Origin of the sequence: Pseudomonas putida W15Oct28 (assembly GCF_000708715.2) — a bacterium.
Lineage (GTDB): Bacteria > Pseudomonadota > Gammaproteobacteria > Pseudomonadales > Pseudomonadaceae > Aquipseudomonas > Aquipseudomonas putida_R.
The window spans coordinates 83,189-103,143 of sequence record NZ_JENB01000022.1 but is presented as its reverse complement, the minus strand read 5'-3'; the positions used below and the strand labels follow the sequence as shown (position 1 = coordinate 103,143).

General features: G+C 67.3%; 2 protein-coding genes. Both read left to right on the top strand.

The window, feature by feature from the left end; genetic code table 11:
• On the top strand, positions 1-196 hold a 196-nt coding region (locus AK81_RS28450; protein WP_275452975.1), incomplete at its 5' end, for a helix-turn-helix domain-containing protein.
• Positions 197-385: 189 nt separating this feature from the next.
• Positions 386-19,930, top strand: a complete 19,545-nt coding sequence (locus AK81_RS16990) for a BapA/Bap/LapF family large adhesin (protein ID WP_043200599.1) — start codon at positions 386-388, stop codon at positions 19,928-19,930.
• The last annotated feature ends 25 nt before the right edge of the window (positions 19,931-19,955 follow it).

Sequence of the window (19,955 nt, the reverse complement as noted above, 5' to 3'; positions counted from 1 at the left end):
GCCCTCCCCTGCAGCCCCGCCCCAGGTGGCAGCATTGCCTGAAGGTGGCCTGCGCGAAGCGGTCGAAATCTACCAGCGCCAGGTGATCGAAGCCTGCCTGCAACGGCACCAGGACAACTGGGCGGCAGCCGCGCGGGAACTGGGCCTGGACCGCGCAAATTTGAGCCGATTGGCCCGCCGGCTGGGGCTTCGCTGAGGGTCACCTACAAAAGGATTAACCCAGAAAGCCATCTGGTTGCTTCCTGCCTGACTGCTATATCTCCCTAACCACCCAAATCTCGACTGCCTGGTCGAGGCTGCGCGTAACACACCTGCAAGGGCTCTGTTATGGCGTTTGTGGCCCGAACAGTCGGGCCGGGGATCCGGATACCAGCAGGGAGCATCCATGGACAACATCGTCATCGCCGACAAGCAATCCGAAGTCGCCACTCAGAGCGCCTGGGGCAATATCAATCTCAAAGCACCAGGCGTCGTGCAGATGCCGGTATCTCCCGACCAGGTGGCCACCGTTACCCAACGCGGGCAGGACCTGATCATCACCCTGAAGTCGGGTGAAAAAGTCACCGTTGGCAACTTCTTCGCGGTGGACCAGGCCGGGGTCGGCAGCGACATCGTCTTCGTCGGCGAAGACGGCACCCTGTGGCACGCCCAGTACGATGCGGCAGCGTTCACCGGTTTCACCTTCGAAGACGTAGCCTCGCTGGACGAACTGGTCGCGGGTATCGGTACCGCCGGTAGCGCCATGCCGACCTGGGCGATTGCCGGGCTCAGCCTGCTCGGTGTCGGTGGCGCAGCAGCTGCAGCCGACAGTGGCGGTGGCGGTGGCGGAAGCAGCGGTGGCGGCTCGGATGCCGATACCACCGCACCGGCCACACCCATCGACCTGCTGGTGTCGCCGGATGGCCTGCGCCTGACCGGCCGCGGTGAAGCGGGCGCCACGGTGAATATCCGTGATGCTGCCGGCAACCTGATCGGCAGCGGCACCGTGGGTGCCGACGGCAGTTTCAACGTGACGTTGTCCCCACCACAGATCAACAGCGAAAACCTTGAAGTCACCCTGACCGATGGCGCCGGCAATGTCTCGGCGCCAGGCACTGTCACCGCCCCGGATGCAACTGCACCACTGGCACCGACCGACCTGGCCATCGATGAACAGGGCACCACGCTTACCGGTCGTGCCGAACCCGGCTCGACGGTTTCCGTGCGCGGCGCTGGCGGCGTATTGCTGGGCACTGCGGTAGCCGGTGCGGACGGCCAGTTCAGCATCACCCTGCAACCGCCACAAACCGACGGCCAGGCCCTGGAAGTCAGCGCCGCGGACGCGGCCGGCAATACGTCGCCAGCTGCCAGCATCGCGGCACCGGACGTCGACAACCCTGACACCACCGCCCCTGACCAGCCGACCGACCTCGCCCTGGCCAACGGTGTAACCCTCACCGGTCGCGGCGAGCCCGGCGCCACCGTGCAGGTGCGCGATGCTACCGGCAACCTCATCGGCAGCGGCCTGGTCAACGCCGACGGTACCTTCAGCCTTACCCTCTCGCCTGAGCAGGCCAACGGCGAAGCGCTGGACATTCGCCAGGTGGATGCCGCAGGCAACAGTTCGATACCGCTGGCGTTCACAGCACCGGACATCACCCCGCCTGCCGCACCGACCGAGCTGGCCATCAGCGCTGACGGCACCGCGCTCACTGGCCGTGCCGAACCGGGCAGCACCGTGCGTATCCTGGCAGCCGACGGCACCGAGCTGGGTACGGCCGTGGTCGGCCCGACTGGCGTGTTCAGCATCAACCTCAACCCACCGCAGGTTGACGGTGAAGTCCTGCAAGCTACCGCCACCGATGCTGCTGGCAACACGTCGGTCGCCGGCTCGGTCACCGCGCCGGACATCGACGGCGGCGACACCACGCCACCCGATGCGCCTGTCGACCTGGTAATTGGCCTGGCCGGCAAGCAACTGAGCGGCCGCGGCGAAGCCGGCACCACCGTGCAGGTGCGTGATGCCGCAGGTAACATCATCGCGACTGGCACCGTTGGTGCTGACGGCACCTTCTCCATCACCCTGGACCCTGCCGTAATCGACGGCAGCACCTTGCAGGTGACCCTCACCGATGCCGCCGGCAACATTTCCCAGCCGGGCTCGGTCACCTCATCCGACCTGCTCCCGCCTGCTCAACCGACTGACCTGGCCCTGGCCGACGGCGTGACCTTCACCGGTCGCGGCGAGCCCGGTGCCACCGTGCAAATCCGTAATGCCGCCGGCACCCTAATCGGCTCCGGCATCGTCGGTGCCGATGGCCTGTTCAGCATTACCCTTGCGCCCGCTCAGGCCAACGGCGAAGCCCTGGATGTACGCCTGGTGGATGCTGCCGGTAACAGCTCTGCGCCGTTGCAATTCGATGCACCGGACACCACCCCGCCCGCTGCCGTGAGCAACATCGCGGTCGGCGCCGGGGGCCTGGCCCTGAGCGGTCGTGGCGAACCGGGCGCCACTGTCGAAGTCCGCGATGCCAACGGCACCGTGATCGGTACCGGCGTGGTCGGTGCCAACGGCACCTTCCTGATCGACCTCAGTCCAGCTGCACAGCCGGGTGATCAACTGAGCCTGGTGCAGACCGACCCAAGCGGCAACGCCTCCGTTGCCCTCGAATACGATGTACCGCTGACCACTGCACCGGTCAGCCCGAGCAATCTGGCCATCGATGGCGACGGCACTACCCTGACCGGCTCTGCGCCAGCGGGCAGCCGCGTCGAAGTACACGACGCCAATGGCACATTGCTTGGCAGCGCCATTGCCAATGCCGACGGCACCTTCAGCATCGAACTGAGCCCAGCCCAAGCCAACGGCGAACTGCTGGATGTCGTTGCCATCGATGACAGCGGCGTTTCCTCGCTGCCTGCGCAAATCACTGCCCCGGATATCACTGCACCTGCCGCCCCGACCGAGCTGGCCGTCAGCGCTGACGGCACCGTGCTCACTGGCCGTGCCGAACCGGGCAGCACCGTGCGTATCCTGGCAGCCGACGGCACCGAGCTGGGAACGGCCGTGGTCGGCCCGACCGGCGTATTCAGCATCAACCTCGCGCCGCCGCAAGTAGACGGCGAAGTTCTGCAGGCCACCGCGACCGATAGCGCTGGCAATACTTCCGTGGCCAGTTCGGTCACCGCGCCGGACATCGACGGCGGCGACACCACACCACCTGAAGCCCCGACCAATCTGGTAATCGGGTTGGCGGGTAGCCAACTGAGCGGCCGTGGCGAAGCCGGCGCCACCGTGCAGGTACGTGACGCCGCAGGCAACGTCATCGCGACTGGTACCGTCGGTCCGGATGGCAACTTTGTATTGTCCTTGAGCCCTGCCGTGAACGACGGTAGTGCCCTGCAAGTCACCCTGACCGACGCGGCCGGCAACGTGTCGCAACCGGGCTCGGTCACCTCGGCCGACCTGCTGCCACCTGCCCAACCAACTGACCTGGCCCTGGCCGATGGCGTAACCTTCACCGGTCGTGGCGAACCGGGCGCCACCGTGCAAGTCCGTAACCCCGCCGGCACCCTCATCGGCACTGGCATCGTCGGTGCCGATGGCCTGTTCAGCATTGCCCTTGCGCCCGCTCAGGCCAACGGCGAAGCCCTGGATGTACGCCTGGTAGATGCTGCCGGTAACACCTCGGCACCACTGCAATTCGATGCACCGGACATTACCCCGCCCGCTGCCGTGAGCAACATCGCGGTCGGCGCCGGGGGTCTGGCCCTGAGCGGTCGCGGCGAACCGGGTGCCACCGTCGAAGTCCGCGATGCCAACGGCACCGTGATCGGTACCGGCGTGGTCGGTGCCAACGGCACCTTCCTGATCGACCTCAGCCCGGCTGCGCAGCCGGGTGATCAACTGAGCCTGGTGCAGACCGACCCAAGCGGCAACGCCTCCGTAGCCCTTGAATATGATGTACCGCTAACCACTGCACCGGTCAGCCCGAGCAACCTGGCTATCGATGCCGACGGCACCACCCTCACCGGCTCCGCCCCTGCAGGTACTCGCGTAGAGGTGCATGACGCCAACGGCACCCTGATCGGCAGCGCCATCGCCAATGCCGACGGCACCTTCAGCATCGAGCTGAACCCTGCCCAAGCCAACGGCGAACTGCTGGATGTCGTTGCCATCGATGACAGCGGCGTTTCCTCGCTGCCTGCGCAAATCACTGCCCCGGATATCACTGCACCTGCCGCCCCGACCGACCTGGCCGTCAGCGCGGACGGTAGCATCATCACTGGCCGTGCCGAACCTGGCAGCACCGTGCGCATCGTTGCGGCCGACGGCACCGAACTGGGCACGGCCGTGGTCGGCCCGACCGGCGTATTCAGCATCAACCTCGCGCCGCCACAAGTCGACGGTGAAGTCCTGCAGGCCTCCGCGACCGATGCCGCTGGTAATACTTCCGTGGCCAGCTCGGTCACCGCGCCGGACATCGACGGCGGCGACACCACACCGCCTGAAGCCCCGACCAATCTGGTAATCGGCCTGGCCGGCAGCCAACTGAGCGGCCGTGGCGAAGCCGGCGCTACCGTGCAGGTGCGCGACGCCGCTGGCAATATCCTCGCAACCGGCACCGTCGGTGCTGACGGCACCTTCACCATCACCCTGACCCCTGCCGTGATCGACGGCAGTACCCTGCAAGTCACCCTGACCGATGCGGCCGGCAACGTATCGCAACCCGGCTCGGTCACCTCGGCCGACCTGCTGCCGCCTGCCCAACCAACTGAACTTACCCTGGCTGATGGCGTGACCTTTACCGGTCGCGGCGAGCCCGGCGCCACCGTGCAAGTCCGTAACCCCGCCGGCACCCTCATCGGCACTGGCATCGTCGGTGCCGATGGCTTGTTCAGCATCACCCTTGCGCCCGCTCAGGCCAACGGCGAAGCCCTGGATGTGCGCCTGGTGGATGCGGCCGGCAACACCTCGGCGCCACTGCAATTCGATGCACCGGACACCACCCCGCCCGCTGCCGTGAGCAACATCGCGGTCGGCGCCGGGGGGCTGGCCCTGAGCGGTCGCGGCGAACCGGGTGCCACCGTCGAAGTGCGCGATAGCCCGAGCAATCTGGCCATCGATGGCGACGGCACTACCCTGACCGGCTCTGCGCCAGCGGGCAGCCGCGTCGAAGTACACGATGCCAATGGCACATTGGTTGGCAGCGCCATTGCCAATGCCGACGGCACCTTCAGCATCGAACTGAGCCCAGCCCAAGCCAACGGCGAACTGCTGGATGTGGTCGCCATCGATGACAGTGGCGTGTCCTCGCTGCCGGCACAAATCACCGCTCCGGATATCACTGCACCTGCCGCGCCGACCGAGCTGGCCGTCAGCGCGGACGGTAGCGTCATCACCGGCCGTGCCGAACCTGGCAGCACCGTGCGCATCGTTGCGGCCGACGGCACCGAACTGGGCACGGCCGTGGTCGGCCCGACCGGGGTGTTCAGCATCAACCTCGCGCCGCCACAAATCGACGGCGAAGTGCTGCAAGCCACGGCAACAGATGGCGCCGGCAACACATCACCCACCAGCGCGGTGACCGCACCGGACATCGATGGTGTCGATACCACGCCACCCGCAGCCCCGACTGACCTGGTAATCGGCCTGGCCGGTAGCCAGCTGAGCGGGCGCGGCGAACCCGGCACCACCGTACAGGTACGCGATGCGGCAGGCACTGTGCTGGCCACCGGCACCGTCGGCGCCGATGGCAGCTTTGCAGTTACCCTGACCCCTGCCGTTAGCGACGGCAGCGCCCTGCAAGTAACCCTGACCGATGCGGCTGGCAACGTCTCGCCACCCGGCTCGGTCACCTCGCCGGACCTGCAGGCCCCTGCCCTGCCCACCGAGCTGGCCCTGGCTGACGGCGTGACCTTTACCGGTCGCGGCGAGCCCGGTGCCACCGTGCAAGTACGTGATGCCGCCGGCACCCTCATCGGCACCGGCATCGTTGGCGCCGATGGTTTGTTCAGCTTGACCCTGAACCCTGCCCAGGCCAACGGCGAAGCACTGGACGTACGACTGGTGGATGCGGCCGGCAACACCTCTGCGCCGCTGCAATTCGATGCACCGGACATCACCCCGCCCGAGGCAGTGAGCAACATTCTGGTCGGTACCGGAGGCCTGGCCCTGAGCGGGCGCGGCGAAGCCGGCGCCACCGTCGAAGTGCGTGATGCCAACGGCGCCGTGATCGGCACCGGTGTGGTCGCCGCCAACGGCACCTTCCTGATCAACCTCGACCCGGCGGTGCAGCCGGGTGAGCAACTGAGCCTGGTGCAGACCGACCCAAGCGGCAACGCTTCCGTTGCCCTCGAATACGATGTACCGCTGACCACCGCCCCAGCCAGCCCCAGCGACCTGGTGTTCGCCGAAGACGGCAGCAGCATCAGCGGTACTGCACCTGCAGGCACCCGCGTGGAAGTGCATGACGCCAACGGCACGCTGCTCGGCAGCGTCGTGGCTGGCCCCGATGGCAGCTTCACCGTGGTCCTCGACCCGGCCCAGGCCAATGGCGAACTGCTGGACGTGGTGGCCATCGACGATGCTGGCGTATCTTCCCTGCCAACACAGGTCACCGCGCCGGACATCACCGAACCTGCCGCCCCGAGCGAACTGGCCATCAACGCTGACGGCACCGTCGTCACCGGCCGCGCCGAACCGGGCAGTACCGTGCGTGTGCTGGCCGCCGATGGCACCACCGTGCTGGGTAGCGTGGTGGTTGGCGCCACCGGCAGCTTCAGCATCACCCTCAGCCCCGCACAGGTCGACGGCGAAGTGCTGCAAGTCACCGCCACCGATGCGGCAGGCAATGCCTCGACCGCTGGCTCGGTCACCGCACCCGACATCGACGGTGGCGATACCACGCCACCTGACGTACCGACCAACTTGGTGATCGGCCTGGCCGGTGGCCAGTTGAGCGGGCGTGGCGAGGCCGGCACCACCGTGCAGGTGCGCGATGCCGCAGGCACTGTTCTGGCAACCGGTACCGTCGGCCCGGATGGCACCTTCGCTGTAACCTTGTCCCCTGCCGTGAACGACGGCAGCACGTTGCAAGTCACCCTCACCGATGCCGCCGGCAACGTCTCGCAACCGGGCTCGGTCGCCTCGCCCGACCTGCAAGCCCCGACGCAGCCAACCGAACTGGCCCTGGCCGATGGCGTCACCTTCACCGGGCGCGGCGAACCCGGCGCCACGGTGCAGGTGCGCAATAGCGCCGGCGCCGTGATTGGCACCGGCCTGGTCAACCCGGACGGCACCTTCAGCCTCACCCTGTCCCCCGCTCAGGCCAATGGCGAAGCGCTGGATGTGCGCTTGGTAGATGCCGCCGGCAACAGCTCTGCGCCACTGCAGTTCGATGCACCGGACATCACACCGCCTGCGGCTGTCAGCAATATCGTGGTCGGTACCGGTGGCCTGGTGCTTAGCGGTCGCGGCGAGGCCGGTGCCACTGTTGAGGTGCGTGATGACCTCGGTACCGTCATCGGCACCGCCACGGTCGGCGCCAACGGCACCTTCGTGGTCAATCTCGACCCGGCTGCCCAACCGGGCGCCGCACTGAGCCTGGTCCAAACCGACCCGAGCGGCAACGCATCCGATGCCTTGCAGTATGAGGTGCCGCTGACCACTGCCCCTGCCAGCCCAAGCGACCTGGTAGTCGCCGCGGATGGCACCAGCATCACGGGTGCTGCCCCGGCCGGCAGCCGCGTGGAAGTCCGCGATGCCAACGGCACCTTGGTCGGCAGCGTGGTGGTGGGCGTCGAAGGCACCTTCACCGTCATCCTCAACCCGGCCCAGGCCAACGGCGAACTGCTGGATGTGGTCGCCATCGACGGCACGGGTGCATCGTCCCTGCCGGTGCAGGTTTTTGCACCGGACATCACCGCACCGGCCGCCCCGAGCGAACTCGCGATCAATGCCAACGGCAACGTCGTCACCGGCCGTGCCGAAGCGGGCAGCACCGTGCGTGTGCTGGCCGCCGATGGCACTACTGTGCTGGGTACGGCGGTAGTGGGCGCCACCGGCAACTTCAGCATTACCCTCAACCCGGCACAGGTGGACGGTGAGGTGCTGCAAGTTACCGCCACCGATGCCGCCGGCAATGCCTCCAGCGCCGGTAGCGTCACTGCCCCAGACATCGACGGTGGCGATACCACCCCACCCCTGGCCCCGACCAACCTGGTCATCGGCCTGGCCGGTGGCCAGCTGAGCGGCCGTGGCGAAGCGGGCGCCAGCGTGCAAGTGCGTGATGCCCAGGGCAACGTGCTGGCCAACGGTACGGTCAACCCGGATGGCACCTTCCAGGTCACACTGGCCCCGCCGGTCAACGACGGCAGTACCCTGCAAGTGGTGCTGACCGATGCCGCCGGCAATGCCTCCACCCCTGGCACGGTGGCCACACCAGACCTGCAAGCCCCGGCCCAGCCGACCGGCGTGGACCTGGCCGGCGGCGTTACCTTGACCGGTAGCGGCGAGCCGGGTGCCACCGTGCAGGTGCGCGACGCCTCGGGCAACGTGATCGGCACCGGCGTGGTGAACCCGAACGGCAGCTTCAGCGTGACCCTGTCCCCTGCCCAGGCCAATGGCGAGATACTCGACATCCGCCTGGTGGACGCGGCCGGTAATGTCTCTACCCCCTTGCCGTTCGATGCTCCGGATACTACGGCCCCTGCCGCAGTCGGCAACATCGTGGTCGGCGCAGATGGCCTGACCCTGAGCGGTCGTGGTGAAGCCGGGGCCACCGTCGAAGTACGCGACGTCAATGGCACAGTGATCGGCACGGGCACGGTGACCGCCAACGGCACCTTCCTGCTCGACCTGGACCCGGCCGCGCTGCCGGGTGAGCGCCTGAGCCTGGTGCAGACCGACGCCAGCGGCAACGCGTCCGAAGCCTTGACCTTCGACGTACCGCTGGTGGCCATACCGACAAGCCCGAGCGACCTGGTATTCGCTGAGGATGGCACCAGCATCAGCGGTTCCGCGCCGGTCGGCAGCCGCGTGGAAGTGCATGATGCCAACGGCGCCGTGGTCGGCAGCATCGTGGTGGGTGCCGAGGGCACCTTCACCGTTGTGCTCAACCCGGCCCAGGCCAACGGCCAGTTGCTGGACGTGGTCGCCATCGACAACAACGGGGCCTCGTCACTGCCGGTACAAGTGTCCGCGCCGGACATCACCGCGCCTACCGCACCAAGCGAACTGGTCGTCAGCGCCGATGGCAGCGTGGTAACCGGGCGTGCCGAAGCCGGCAGCACCGTGCGTGTGCTGGCAGCCGACGGCACTACCGTACTGGGCAGTGTCGTGGTGGGGGCCAACGGTGCGTTCAGCATCGGCCTCACCCCGCCACAAGTGGCAGGCGAGCAGTTGCAGGTGGCCGCCACCGATACCGCAGGCAACGCCTCCACGGCCGGTACCGTCACCGCGCCGATCATTGATAACGGCGGCGACACCACCCCGCCAGCGCCAGCCACTCAACTGGCCATCAGCGACGATGGCCGCACGGTCTCCGGCCGTGGCGAAGTGGGCGCCACCGTGAAAGTGCTCAACGATCAGGGCCAGGTGCTGGTGAGCGGCACCGTGCAGCCGGATGGCAGCTTCAACGTGCAACTGCCAACCCCGGTGGTGGATGGCTCATCCCTGCAAGTGACCCTGACCGATGCCGCCGGCAACGTGTCCACCCCTAGCCCACTGGCGGCCCCGGACCTCGTGCCACCGCAGCAACCGACCGGCCTGGTGCTGACCGATGGCGACAGCCTGACCGGCACGGCCGAAGCGGGCGCCCGGGTGGAGGTAAGGGATGCCTCGGGCAACCTGATCGGTAACGCCATTGCCCAACCTGATGGCAGCTTCAGCCTGACCCTCGACCCGCCACAGGCCAATGGCGAAACCGTGTCCATCACCGTGATCGATGAGGCAGGCAACATCTCGCCACCGCTGAGCTATGTGACCCCGGACATCACCGCCCCGGCACTCGTCACCGACGTGGTGGCAGCCGATGGCAGCCTGGCCGTGTCTGGCCGGGGCGAACCCGGCGCCACCGTGGAAGTGCGCGACGCACAGGGCGCGGTCATCGGTACCGGCACCGTGGCACCGAATGGCACCTTCGTGGTCGACCTTGAAGCACCGCTGGTGGCGGGCGAAACCGTCGTGGTGGTACAGACCGATGCCGCTGGCAATACCTCGGTGGGGCTCAGCGTGACGGTTGCCGATACACCGCTGCCCGAGAGCCCGAGCGGCATTGTAGTGGCCCCTGACGGCTCTACCCTCGCCGGTACCGCCCCGGCAGGTACGCAGGTAGAAGTGCGCGACGCACAGGGCAATGTGCTGGGCAGCACCCAGGCTGGCCCGGACGGCAGCTTCCTCATCACCCTGACCCCGGCACAGGCCAACGGCGAAACCCTGGATGTGGTGGCTGTCGATGGCGCTGGCAACAGCTCGCTGCCTACCCAGATCCTCGCCCCCGATATCACCCCGCCCAATGAAGCCAGCCAGCTGCAAGTAAGTGCCGATGGCAGCCTGCTGACCGGCCGCGGCGAGCCGGGCACCACCGTGCAGGTCATCAGCGCCGACGGTACTGTGCTGGGCAACGCCCAGGTGGGTGCCGACGGCGTGATCAGCTTGGTCCTGATCCCGCCACAGACCGACGGTCAGGAACTGGACGTGGTGCTGCGCGACGCAGCCGGCAATACTTCGAGCGCCACTACCATGGCGCCCGACATAGACGGCCCACTGCAACCCTCGGGGCTGGCCATCGATACCGCTGGCATTCACCTCACCGGCCAAGGCCAGAACGGTTCCATCGTCACCGTGCGCGACGCCGACGGCAACGTGCTGGGCACCGCCACCGTAGGCGCCGACGGCCGCTTCGATGTCACCCTCAACGCACCGCAGCGCAATGGTGAAAGCCTCACAGTCGAAGCCACCGACAACCTGGGCAACAGCGCAGGGCCCGTAGACTTCACTGCACCCGACTCCACCCCACCGCAAGTGGTCACCACCCCGGCCATCGATGGCACCGGCACCACGGTCACCGGCAACGGCGAACCCGGTGCCACGGTCACCGTGCGCGGGCCGGACGGCAGCGTGCTGGGCAGCACCGTGGTCGGCGAAAACGGTGCGTTCGAAATCACCCTCACCCCACCGCAGACCAACGGCCAGGCACTGACCGTGGAGCAGCGTGACCCGACCGGCAACCTGTCGGCGGCAGTCGACCTGCCGGCACCGGACACCGAGTTGCCGGCTACCCCGACCGGCCTGACCCTGTCCGGCGATGGCCGGACCATTACCGGCAGCGGCGAGCCAGGTGCGCAGGTGAGCGTCACCAACGCCGAAGGCACCGTGCTGGGCACCGCCACCGTTCAGCCCAATGGCAGCTTCCAGGTGAGCATCGACCCGCCACAGCTCAATGGCCAGACCCTGTCCGTCACCCAGGCGGACAACGCCGGCAACGACTCACCCGCCGGCACCGTCACCGCACCAGACTTCGAGGCACCGCTGCCGGCGCAAGGCCTGGGCCTTGATCCTACCGGCACGCTGCTCAGCGGCCAGGGCGAGCCTGGCAGCACCGTCGAGGTTCGCAACGCTGCAGGCGACCTGCTGGGCACCATCCCAGTGGGTGCAGGCGGTACGTTCGAAGTGACACTGACCCCCGCCCAGACCAACGGCGAAGTGTTGTCGGTGGTGCTGATCGATGGCGGCGGCAATGCCTCGCCGTCGGCTACCTTTACCGCCGACGACAACACGGCACCGACCGCTCCGGCCGGCCTCACCATCACCCCGGGCGGCAACGCCATCCAGGGCACCGGCGAGGCAGGCAGCACCGTTGAAGTACGCAACGCTGGCGGCGACCTGCTTGGCACCGTGGTAGTACCGGCAGGTGGCAACTTCACCGTGCCGCTGGCACCTGCACAGCTGGATGGCCAGACCCTGCAGGTAACCCTGACCGATGCCGCGGGCAACGTTTCCGACAACACACCGATCAATGCACCGGACATCACCCCACCGGCCCTGCCGACCGGGGTTGAGGTCAGCGAGGATGGCACTACCGTCAGCGGCAACGCGCCGGGTGCAGAAACCGTGACCGTGCGTGACGGCGCTGGCGTGGAAACCACGGTTCCGGTGAATGCCGACGGCAGCTTCAGCGTGACGCTGCCGACCACCCAGAACAACGGCGAAACCGTGACCGTGATCGTCACCGACCCGGCTGGCAACAGCTCGGCGCCGATTACCGTCACCGCACCAGACAACACCGACCCGGAACCCGCTACCGGCGTGACCGTGAGCCCGGATGGCAGCACCATTGGCGGTACCGCCGAGCCGGGTAGCACCGTGGTCATCCGCGACCCGGTCACCGGCGACGACCTCGGCACGACAACTGCCGGCCCGGATGGCACCTTCGTGATACCGGTCAACCCGCCGTTGACCTCGGGCGATCAAGTCAGCGTGGTGGTCATCGACCCTGCCGGCAATGAGTCCGATGGCGTTACCCTGACCGGCCCGACCGGCACCGAGGTGGCAACGCCTGCAGGCTTGGCCATCAGTGCCGACGGCTTCGTGCTGACGGGTACCGGCACGGTCGGCTCGCTGATTACCGTGACTTCCGGCGGCGCCACCTTGGGCACCGCGACGGTGGGCAGCGATGGCTCCTTCCGGGTGTTCTTCGGCAACGCCCAGCTCAACGCGCAAACCTTGCAGGTCAGCGCACGTATCGGCGCCGATGGCCAGCCATCGGTTCCGGCCACCTTAGTCGCCAACGACACCACCGCGCCAAACGCACCTACCGCAGACATCGACCGCACCGGCAGCACGCTGACCGGCCAGGGTGAAGTGGGCGCGACCGTGCGGGTCACCGACGCTCAGGGCACCCTGCTCGGCAGCGCCGTGGTTGGCAACAATGGCTTGTACAGCGTCAACCTCTCCCCGGCTGCGGCAAACGGCCAGAACCTGATCGTCACCCAGGCCGACGCCGCCGGTAACGTATCGTTGGCAGCCAGCGTGCAGGCACCCGACCTGCAAGCACCGCTGGCGGCCAGCAACCTCAGCCTGAACAGCGCGGCTACCGTGCTCAGTGGCCAGGGCGAGGCCGGCGCCACAGTGACCATTCGCGATGCCAGTGGCGCTGTCCTGGCCACCGGTACCGTCAACCAGAACGGCCAGTTCCAGGTCACCCTGCCCAGCGCGCAAACCACCGGCAGCCCGCTGCAGGTCACCCTCAGCGATGCTGCCGGCAACGTCTCCGGCCCGGCCAGCCTGGCCACGCCAGACCGCACGCCACCCGCCGCCATCACCAACCCGGCCTTGAGCCAGGACGGCCGGCAGCTGTCCGGCAGCGGTGAAGTGGGCGCTACGGTGCAGGTGCGCAACGCCGCCGGCAGCGTGCTGGGTACCGCCACGGTGGGCGCCGACGGTCGCTTCACGGTGACCTTCGACACCCCGCAAGCCAACGGCCAGGCCATCGGTGTCACGCAAGTGGATGCCGCCGGCAACACGTCGCCAGCCGTCAATGTGACGACCCCGGACCTGACCCCACCCGCACCGCTGACCAACGTGGCGCTGAACAACAACGGCCTGACCCTGACCGGCCTGGGCGAAGCCGGCGCCACAGTCACCGTGCGCGGCCCGGATGGCACCATCATCGGCACCGGCCTGGTGGCCGCCAACGGCAGCTTCACCCTGACCCTGGACAGCGCCCAGCTCAACGCCCAGCACCTGAGCGTGACGCAGACCGACGCGGGCAACAACACCTCCACCGCCGTGGCAGTCACCGCGCCGGACTTCACCCCACCCGCTGCACCGACTGCACTGGCGCTGGCGGCCACCGGGCTGCAACTGACCGGTAATGCCGAGGCCGGCAGTACCGTGACCGTGCGCGATGCCAGCGGCAACGTGCTGGGCACGGCGGTCGCCGGCAGCAACGGCACCTTCCAGGTCACCCTGAACAGCGCCCAGACCAATGGCCAGAGCCTGCAGGTAACCGCCACCGACGCGGCGGGCAACGTGTCGCCGGCCGCGCCTTACACCGCAGCCGACACCACGCCGCCAGCGGCCGTGACCAACCTGGCGGTCTCCGCCAGTGGCGCCACCCTCACGGGGAATGGCGAAGCCGGTGCAACGGTCACCGTGCGGGCACCCGACAATACCGTGCTGGGCACTGCCACGGTCGGCGCCGACGGCCACTTCAGCGTGGCCCTGTCGCCGGCCGCACTCACCGGTGAAAGCCTCAGCGTGGTTCAGGCTGATGCCGCACAGAACGTCTCCCCTGCGCAAAACGTCACCGCGCCGGGCCTTCTGGCACCGGCAACGCCAGACAACCTGGTGCTGGCCGCCGACGGCCTGTCTGTGACCGGTACCGCAGCGGTGGGCAGCACGGTCAAGGTGTATGGCCCCAACGGCGTATTGCTGGGCAGCAGCCCGGTAGCCAACGACGGTACCTTCACCGTCAACCTGGGCAGTGCCCAGGCCAACGGTGAAGTGCTGCAAGTCAGCGCCACCGGCAGCGACGGCGCAGTCTCGCTGCCGGCCACCCTGCTGGCACCGGACACCACAGCACCGCAGGCGCTGACCAACCTGGTGCTGTCCAACGACGGCCTGGTACTCAGTGGCCGCGGTGAACCGGGCGCTACCGTCACCGTGATTGGCGAAGGCGGTATCGACCTGGGCACCGCCGTGGTTGATGCCAGCGGCAACTTCAGCGTCACCCTGGGCACCGCACAGATCAACGGCGAACAACTCAGCGCCAGCCAGTCCGACGTCGCGGGCAACGAGTCCAACAGCGTCAGCCTCACCGCCCCTGACCGGGTGGCGCCGGATGCCGCCGCCAACCTGGCCTTCGCCGGAGGAGGCAGCCTGCTCAACGGTACCGGCGAGGCGGGTGCAACTGTCCGCGTACTCGCCGCCGATGGCACTGTGCTGGGCAGCACAACGGTGCGCGCCGACGGCACCTTCCAGGTCAGCTTCGCATCGCCTCAGGCCAACGGCCAGCAGGTGCACGTGGTGCTGACCGATGCGGCAGGCAACCAGTCCGCCGCCAGCGCCATCACCGCAGCGGATACCACACCCCCTGCAGCACCCAGCGAGCTGGCCATCTCCAGTGATGGCGTCACCATCACGGGCCGCGGCGAAGTCGGCGCGCAGGTGACCGTGACCAACCCCGCCGGCGAGGAAATCGGCAGCGCCATCGTCGATGCCAGCGGCCACTTCACCCTCACCCTGAGCCCGGCATTGGGCAACGCCGAACTGCTCAGCGTCACCCAGGCCGATGGGGCGGGTAACGTGTCGGCAGTGGCAACACTGCAGACGCCGGACTTCACGCCGCCGGCCCCGCTCACCGAGGTGGACATCACCACCGATGGCAGCGTGGTCTTCGGCCGAGGCGAAGCGGGCGCGACGGTCACCGTAAGCAACGCCGCCGGTACCGTGCTGGGTACCGGCACGGTGCTGGCAGACGGCTCCTTCCGCGTCGAACTGACGCCAGCGCAAATCAACCGCGAAGCGCTGTCGGTGTTGCAGGCCGACCCACCCGGCAACATCAGCCTGCCAGTCACCGTGCTGGCCCCGGACCACACGCCGCCGGCAGCCGCAACCGAGCTGCGGCTCAATGCGGCGGGCACTGAACTTGGCGGTGTCGGCGAAGCGGGCGCCACGGTGAAGGTGTACGTCGGTACCGAGCTGATCGGCACGGCCGTGGTGGCTGCCAACGGCATCTTCGTGGTCGAACTGGATTCGCCACAGTTGAATGGCCAGGTGCTGCAGGTAACCCTGACCGACGGCAAGGACAACATATCGGTGGTCAGCACCGTCACGGCGGTGGATATCACCCCACCGGCTGGAGTAATTGCCACCATCAACAACAGTGGCACCCAGTTGGTCGGTACCGCCGAAGCCGGCACCCGGGTGACCGTGGTCAACAACAACGGCGACCTGCTGGGCCAGGTCACGGTCGATCCGGACGGCACCTTTGTCCTCAACCTCAACAACCCGCAAATCAACGGCGAAACGCTGACCATCATCGCCCAGGACCCCACCGGCAACCCTTCGGCGCCACTGGCAGTGTTCGCCCCAGACCTTACGCCACCGGTGCAACCGAGCAACCTGTTGCTCAACCCGGCTGGCACGTCGATGACCGGTACGGCCGAAGCCGGCACCACCATTACAGTGCGCGGCCCGAACAACAACATCGTGGGCTCGGTGGAAGTAGGTGAGAACGGCCAGTTCACGGTGCCGATCAGCCCGGCGCAAAACAACGGCCAACTGCTGACGGTGGTGTCCACGGACGATGCCGGCAACGCCTCGGTGGTTGTCCCCTACCAGACCAACGACACCTCGCCGCCTGCCGTGGTCACTGACATGGCCATCAACAACACCTTCGACGTGCTGACCGGCAAGGGCGAGCCCAATGCCACCGTCACCGTCAGCCGTGGTGGAACCGTGCTCGGCACCGGTACGGTGGATGCTGCAGGCAACTTCCAGATAACGCTGGTCCCCCCTGCCGGCATTCTCGCGACGTTGGGTGTGACGCAGTCCGACGGTTTCAACACCTCCGCCGTCGCGACCTACGTCACCCCACTGATCGCACCGCCCGTGCCGCCGACCGACGTGACCTTGGGCAGCGACGGCCTCACCCTGACAGGCAATGCGCCAAGCGGCGTTGGCATCCGCGTCTACGATGCCGCAGGCAACCTGATCGGCACAGGCGGCGCTACTCTTAACGGCACCTTTACCCTGACGCTGAACACAGCCCAGCTCAACGGCCAGCACATTTCGGTGACTGCTGTTGCACTGGTGGGCGGCGAATCCCAGCCGACCTTCCTGCAAGCGGGCGACATCACGCCACCGGCCAACCCGCTGGTGACCAACCTGTCCGTCAATGGCCTGGTGCTGACCGGCACCGGTGAAGCCGGGGCCACAGTGACCGTGCGCGACGCCAGCAACAACGTGCTCGGTACGGCGGTGGTGAATGGCGGTGGTGTGTTCACCGTCAACCTGAACGCCCCGCAGCTCAACGGCCAGGTCCTGGGCGTGAGCCAGGCCGACGCTGCGGGTAATGTGTCCGGCAGTACCAGCTACACCGCCGCCGACCTGCAGCCACCGGTCGCACCGACCAACGTGGCCGTCAACGGCACGGGTACCGTGCTTACCGGTAACGGTGAAGCGGGCGCGACCGTAACGGTCCAAGGCCCGAACGGCCAGGTCGGTACCGGCGTGGTGCAACCCGACGGCACCTTCACCATCACCCTGACCTCGCCACAGAACGACGGGCAACTGCTGGTGGTGCGCCAGGCCGATGCTGCGGGCAACTTGTCCGGTAGCACCAGCGTGACCGCACCGGACACCACCCCGCCAGCCGCCCCGCTGGCCACCATCAACGCCAACGGTACCGCAGTCAGCGGCTCTGGCCAGATCGGCAGCACGGTTACCGTGCGCAACAGTGCCGGGACGGTGCTGGGTACCGCGACGGTGGGCAGCAACGGCCTGTTCGTGGTCAGCCTGACCGCCGCGCAGATCGACAACCAGGCACTGAGCGTCACCCTCACCGACAGCGCCGGCAACGTGTCCACCGGCACCGCGCTGACCGCACCGGACCTGACCCCGCCTGCGGCTGCCGGCAACCTGCTGTTCAGTGCCGATGGCGGTACCCTCACCGGTACCGGCGAAGTGGGTGCCACCGTGACCGTGCGCAGCGCCAACGGTACCGTGCTGCAAACCGCCACGGTGCAGCCGGACGGCGTCTTCACCGTGACCCTGAACCCGCCTCAGGACAACGGCCAGGTCCTCTCGGTAACCGTCAGCGACCCGCGCGGCAACGTGTCGGGCAACGTCAACGTCACCGCGCCGGATGTGGACGCCAACGCGCCGGTCATCGCCAGTGACAACCTGGCGACGGCAACGGTCAACCTGGTACCGGTCAGCGCTACAAAAACCTATACCGACAGCTTCACCACGCTGATATCGGGTTTCACCAAGACGTATACCTGGACCGTGGCAGCAGGCACGACAGTGGACCCGACGCTCACGCTGACCACCAACAGCGTGCTGGCATTGCTCAACAACTCCACGTTCACCCTGCAGGTGAAGGACGCTACCGGCGCCTGGGTGACCATCGCCACCGGCAACAATCAGGGCCTGCTCGACCTTATCGTGCTGCCGCTCGGCCTGCAGGTCGATATCGGTACCCTGCAAGCCGGTGACTATCGCCTGACCGTCGGCAGTGGTGGTATCGGCCTGGTAACCAACGTGACCACCTCGCTGGACATCACGGCCACCAGCCTGACCCAGTTCACCGGTACCGGCACCCCCACCTCCGGCAACGTCATCACCGATGTCGGCACCGATGGCACCGTGGATGCCCGTGGCCCGGACAGCGGCGCTGTGCTGCAAGTGCTGAAGAACGGCAGCTACGTTGCCGCTGGCACTGCCACCACGGTGCAGGGCCTGTACGGCACCCTGGTGATCCACGGTGACGGCAGCTACACCTACACCCCGAACGGCAGCCCAGGCAGCGTCGGCAAGGTGGATGTGTTCAGCTACCAGCTGGTGCACCCGAACGGCCTGTCCGATGCGGCCAACCTGTATGTACGCATCGACAGCCCGCAAGCCACGGAGATCTGGAGCAACACCAACTACGGTGCGCCGGCCACGGTAGTGGATGCGGTCAACGACGTGGGCAGCAGCCATATCACCCTGGTCAACCCGGAAACCACCTCGTCCACCACGTTCACGCCGCTCAGCCTGCCGGTAATCGGTTCGCGCTCGGCCACGTACACCACCACGGTCGCTGCCAATACCGTGACCGACCTGCAGGTGGTGGTTAACTCCACCAACCTCCTGAGCCTGCTCAACGGCACCACCATCGAGCTGCTCAAGCTCAACCCGGCGACCGGCCTGTACGTGTCGGTGCAGGTCGTGAACGGGGGCTCGCTGGTCAGCTTGCTGGGCGGAGGTGCCGGCTATACCTTCCAGGACCAGGGGCCAGGCACCTACCACGTGAAAGTGTCGGCAGGCGGCATCGGGCTGCTCAGCTCGATCACCACCACCGTCAATGCCACGGCCACGCACCTGGATCAATTCGTGGTGGGCAGTGCTACCGCGGCTACCGGCAACCTGCTGAGCGATGACAATGTAGGGTCCGCACTGACCGTGCTGAGCGTGCTGACAGCGGCCAACACCTACACCATCCCGGGCTACAACGGGGTGAGCGTGGCCGGCACCTATGGCACCTTGCTGGTGCATGCCGACGGCAGCTACACCTACACCCTCAACGCGGGGCTCACCTCGGCAGTGGTCGGGCAGCACGACACCTTCACCTACGAGCTGACCCACCCGAACGGCACCACCGACACCGCGACACTGACCGTCAACCTGGACAATGCTGCCGGCCTCACCACCTTCACTTCACTGCAGGCCGACACCGGTGACGAGGCCGTAGCGCTGGCCAGCCTGGCAGCCGCTACCGATGTGATCGCCGGCACCGACGGCAACGACCACCTCGATGGCAGCCAGGGTGGCCATATCACCCTGCAGGGTGGTGCGGGCAACGACACCCTGGTGGTGGTTGACCAGAACTTCGCCAGTGTCGAGGGCGGCACCGGTACCGACACCCTGCTGTGGGGCGGCGGCGATGCCAGCATCGACCTGGGCAACCTGGCCGGGCGCGTGCATGACATCGAAGTCATCGACCTCAACGACACCAGTTCGGTGGCGCTGACGCTCAACCTCGCGGACGTGGTGGCCATCACCGAAACCGGCACCGACACGCTGATCATCAAGGGGGACGAAAAAGACTCGGTTCACATGACGGACAACTGGACGCTGGTCGGGAACCAAACTGCCGACGGTATCGACTATAACCAATACACGGCCCAGGAGGATCCAAGCCATCACCTGTGGGTACAGAACGGTATCCATGTGGTCTGAGGCCGCTGCAAACCCGCCGGGCATA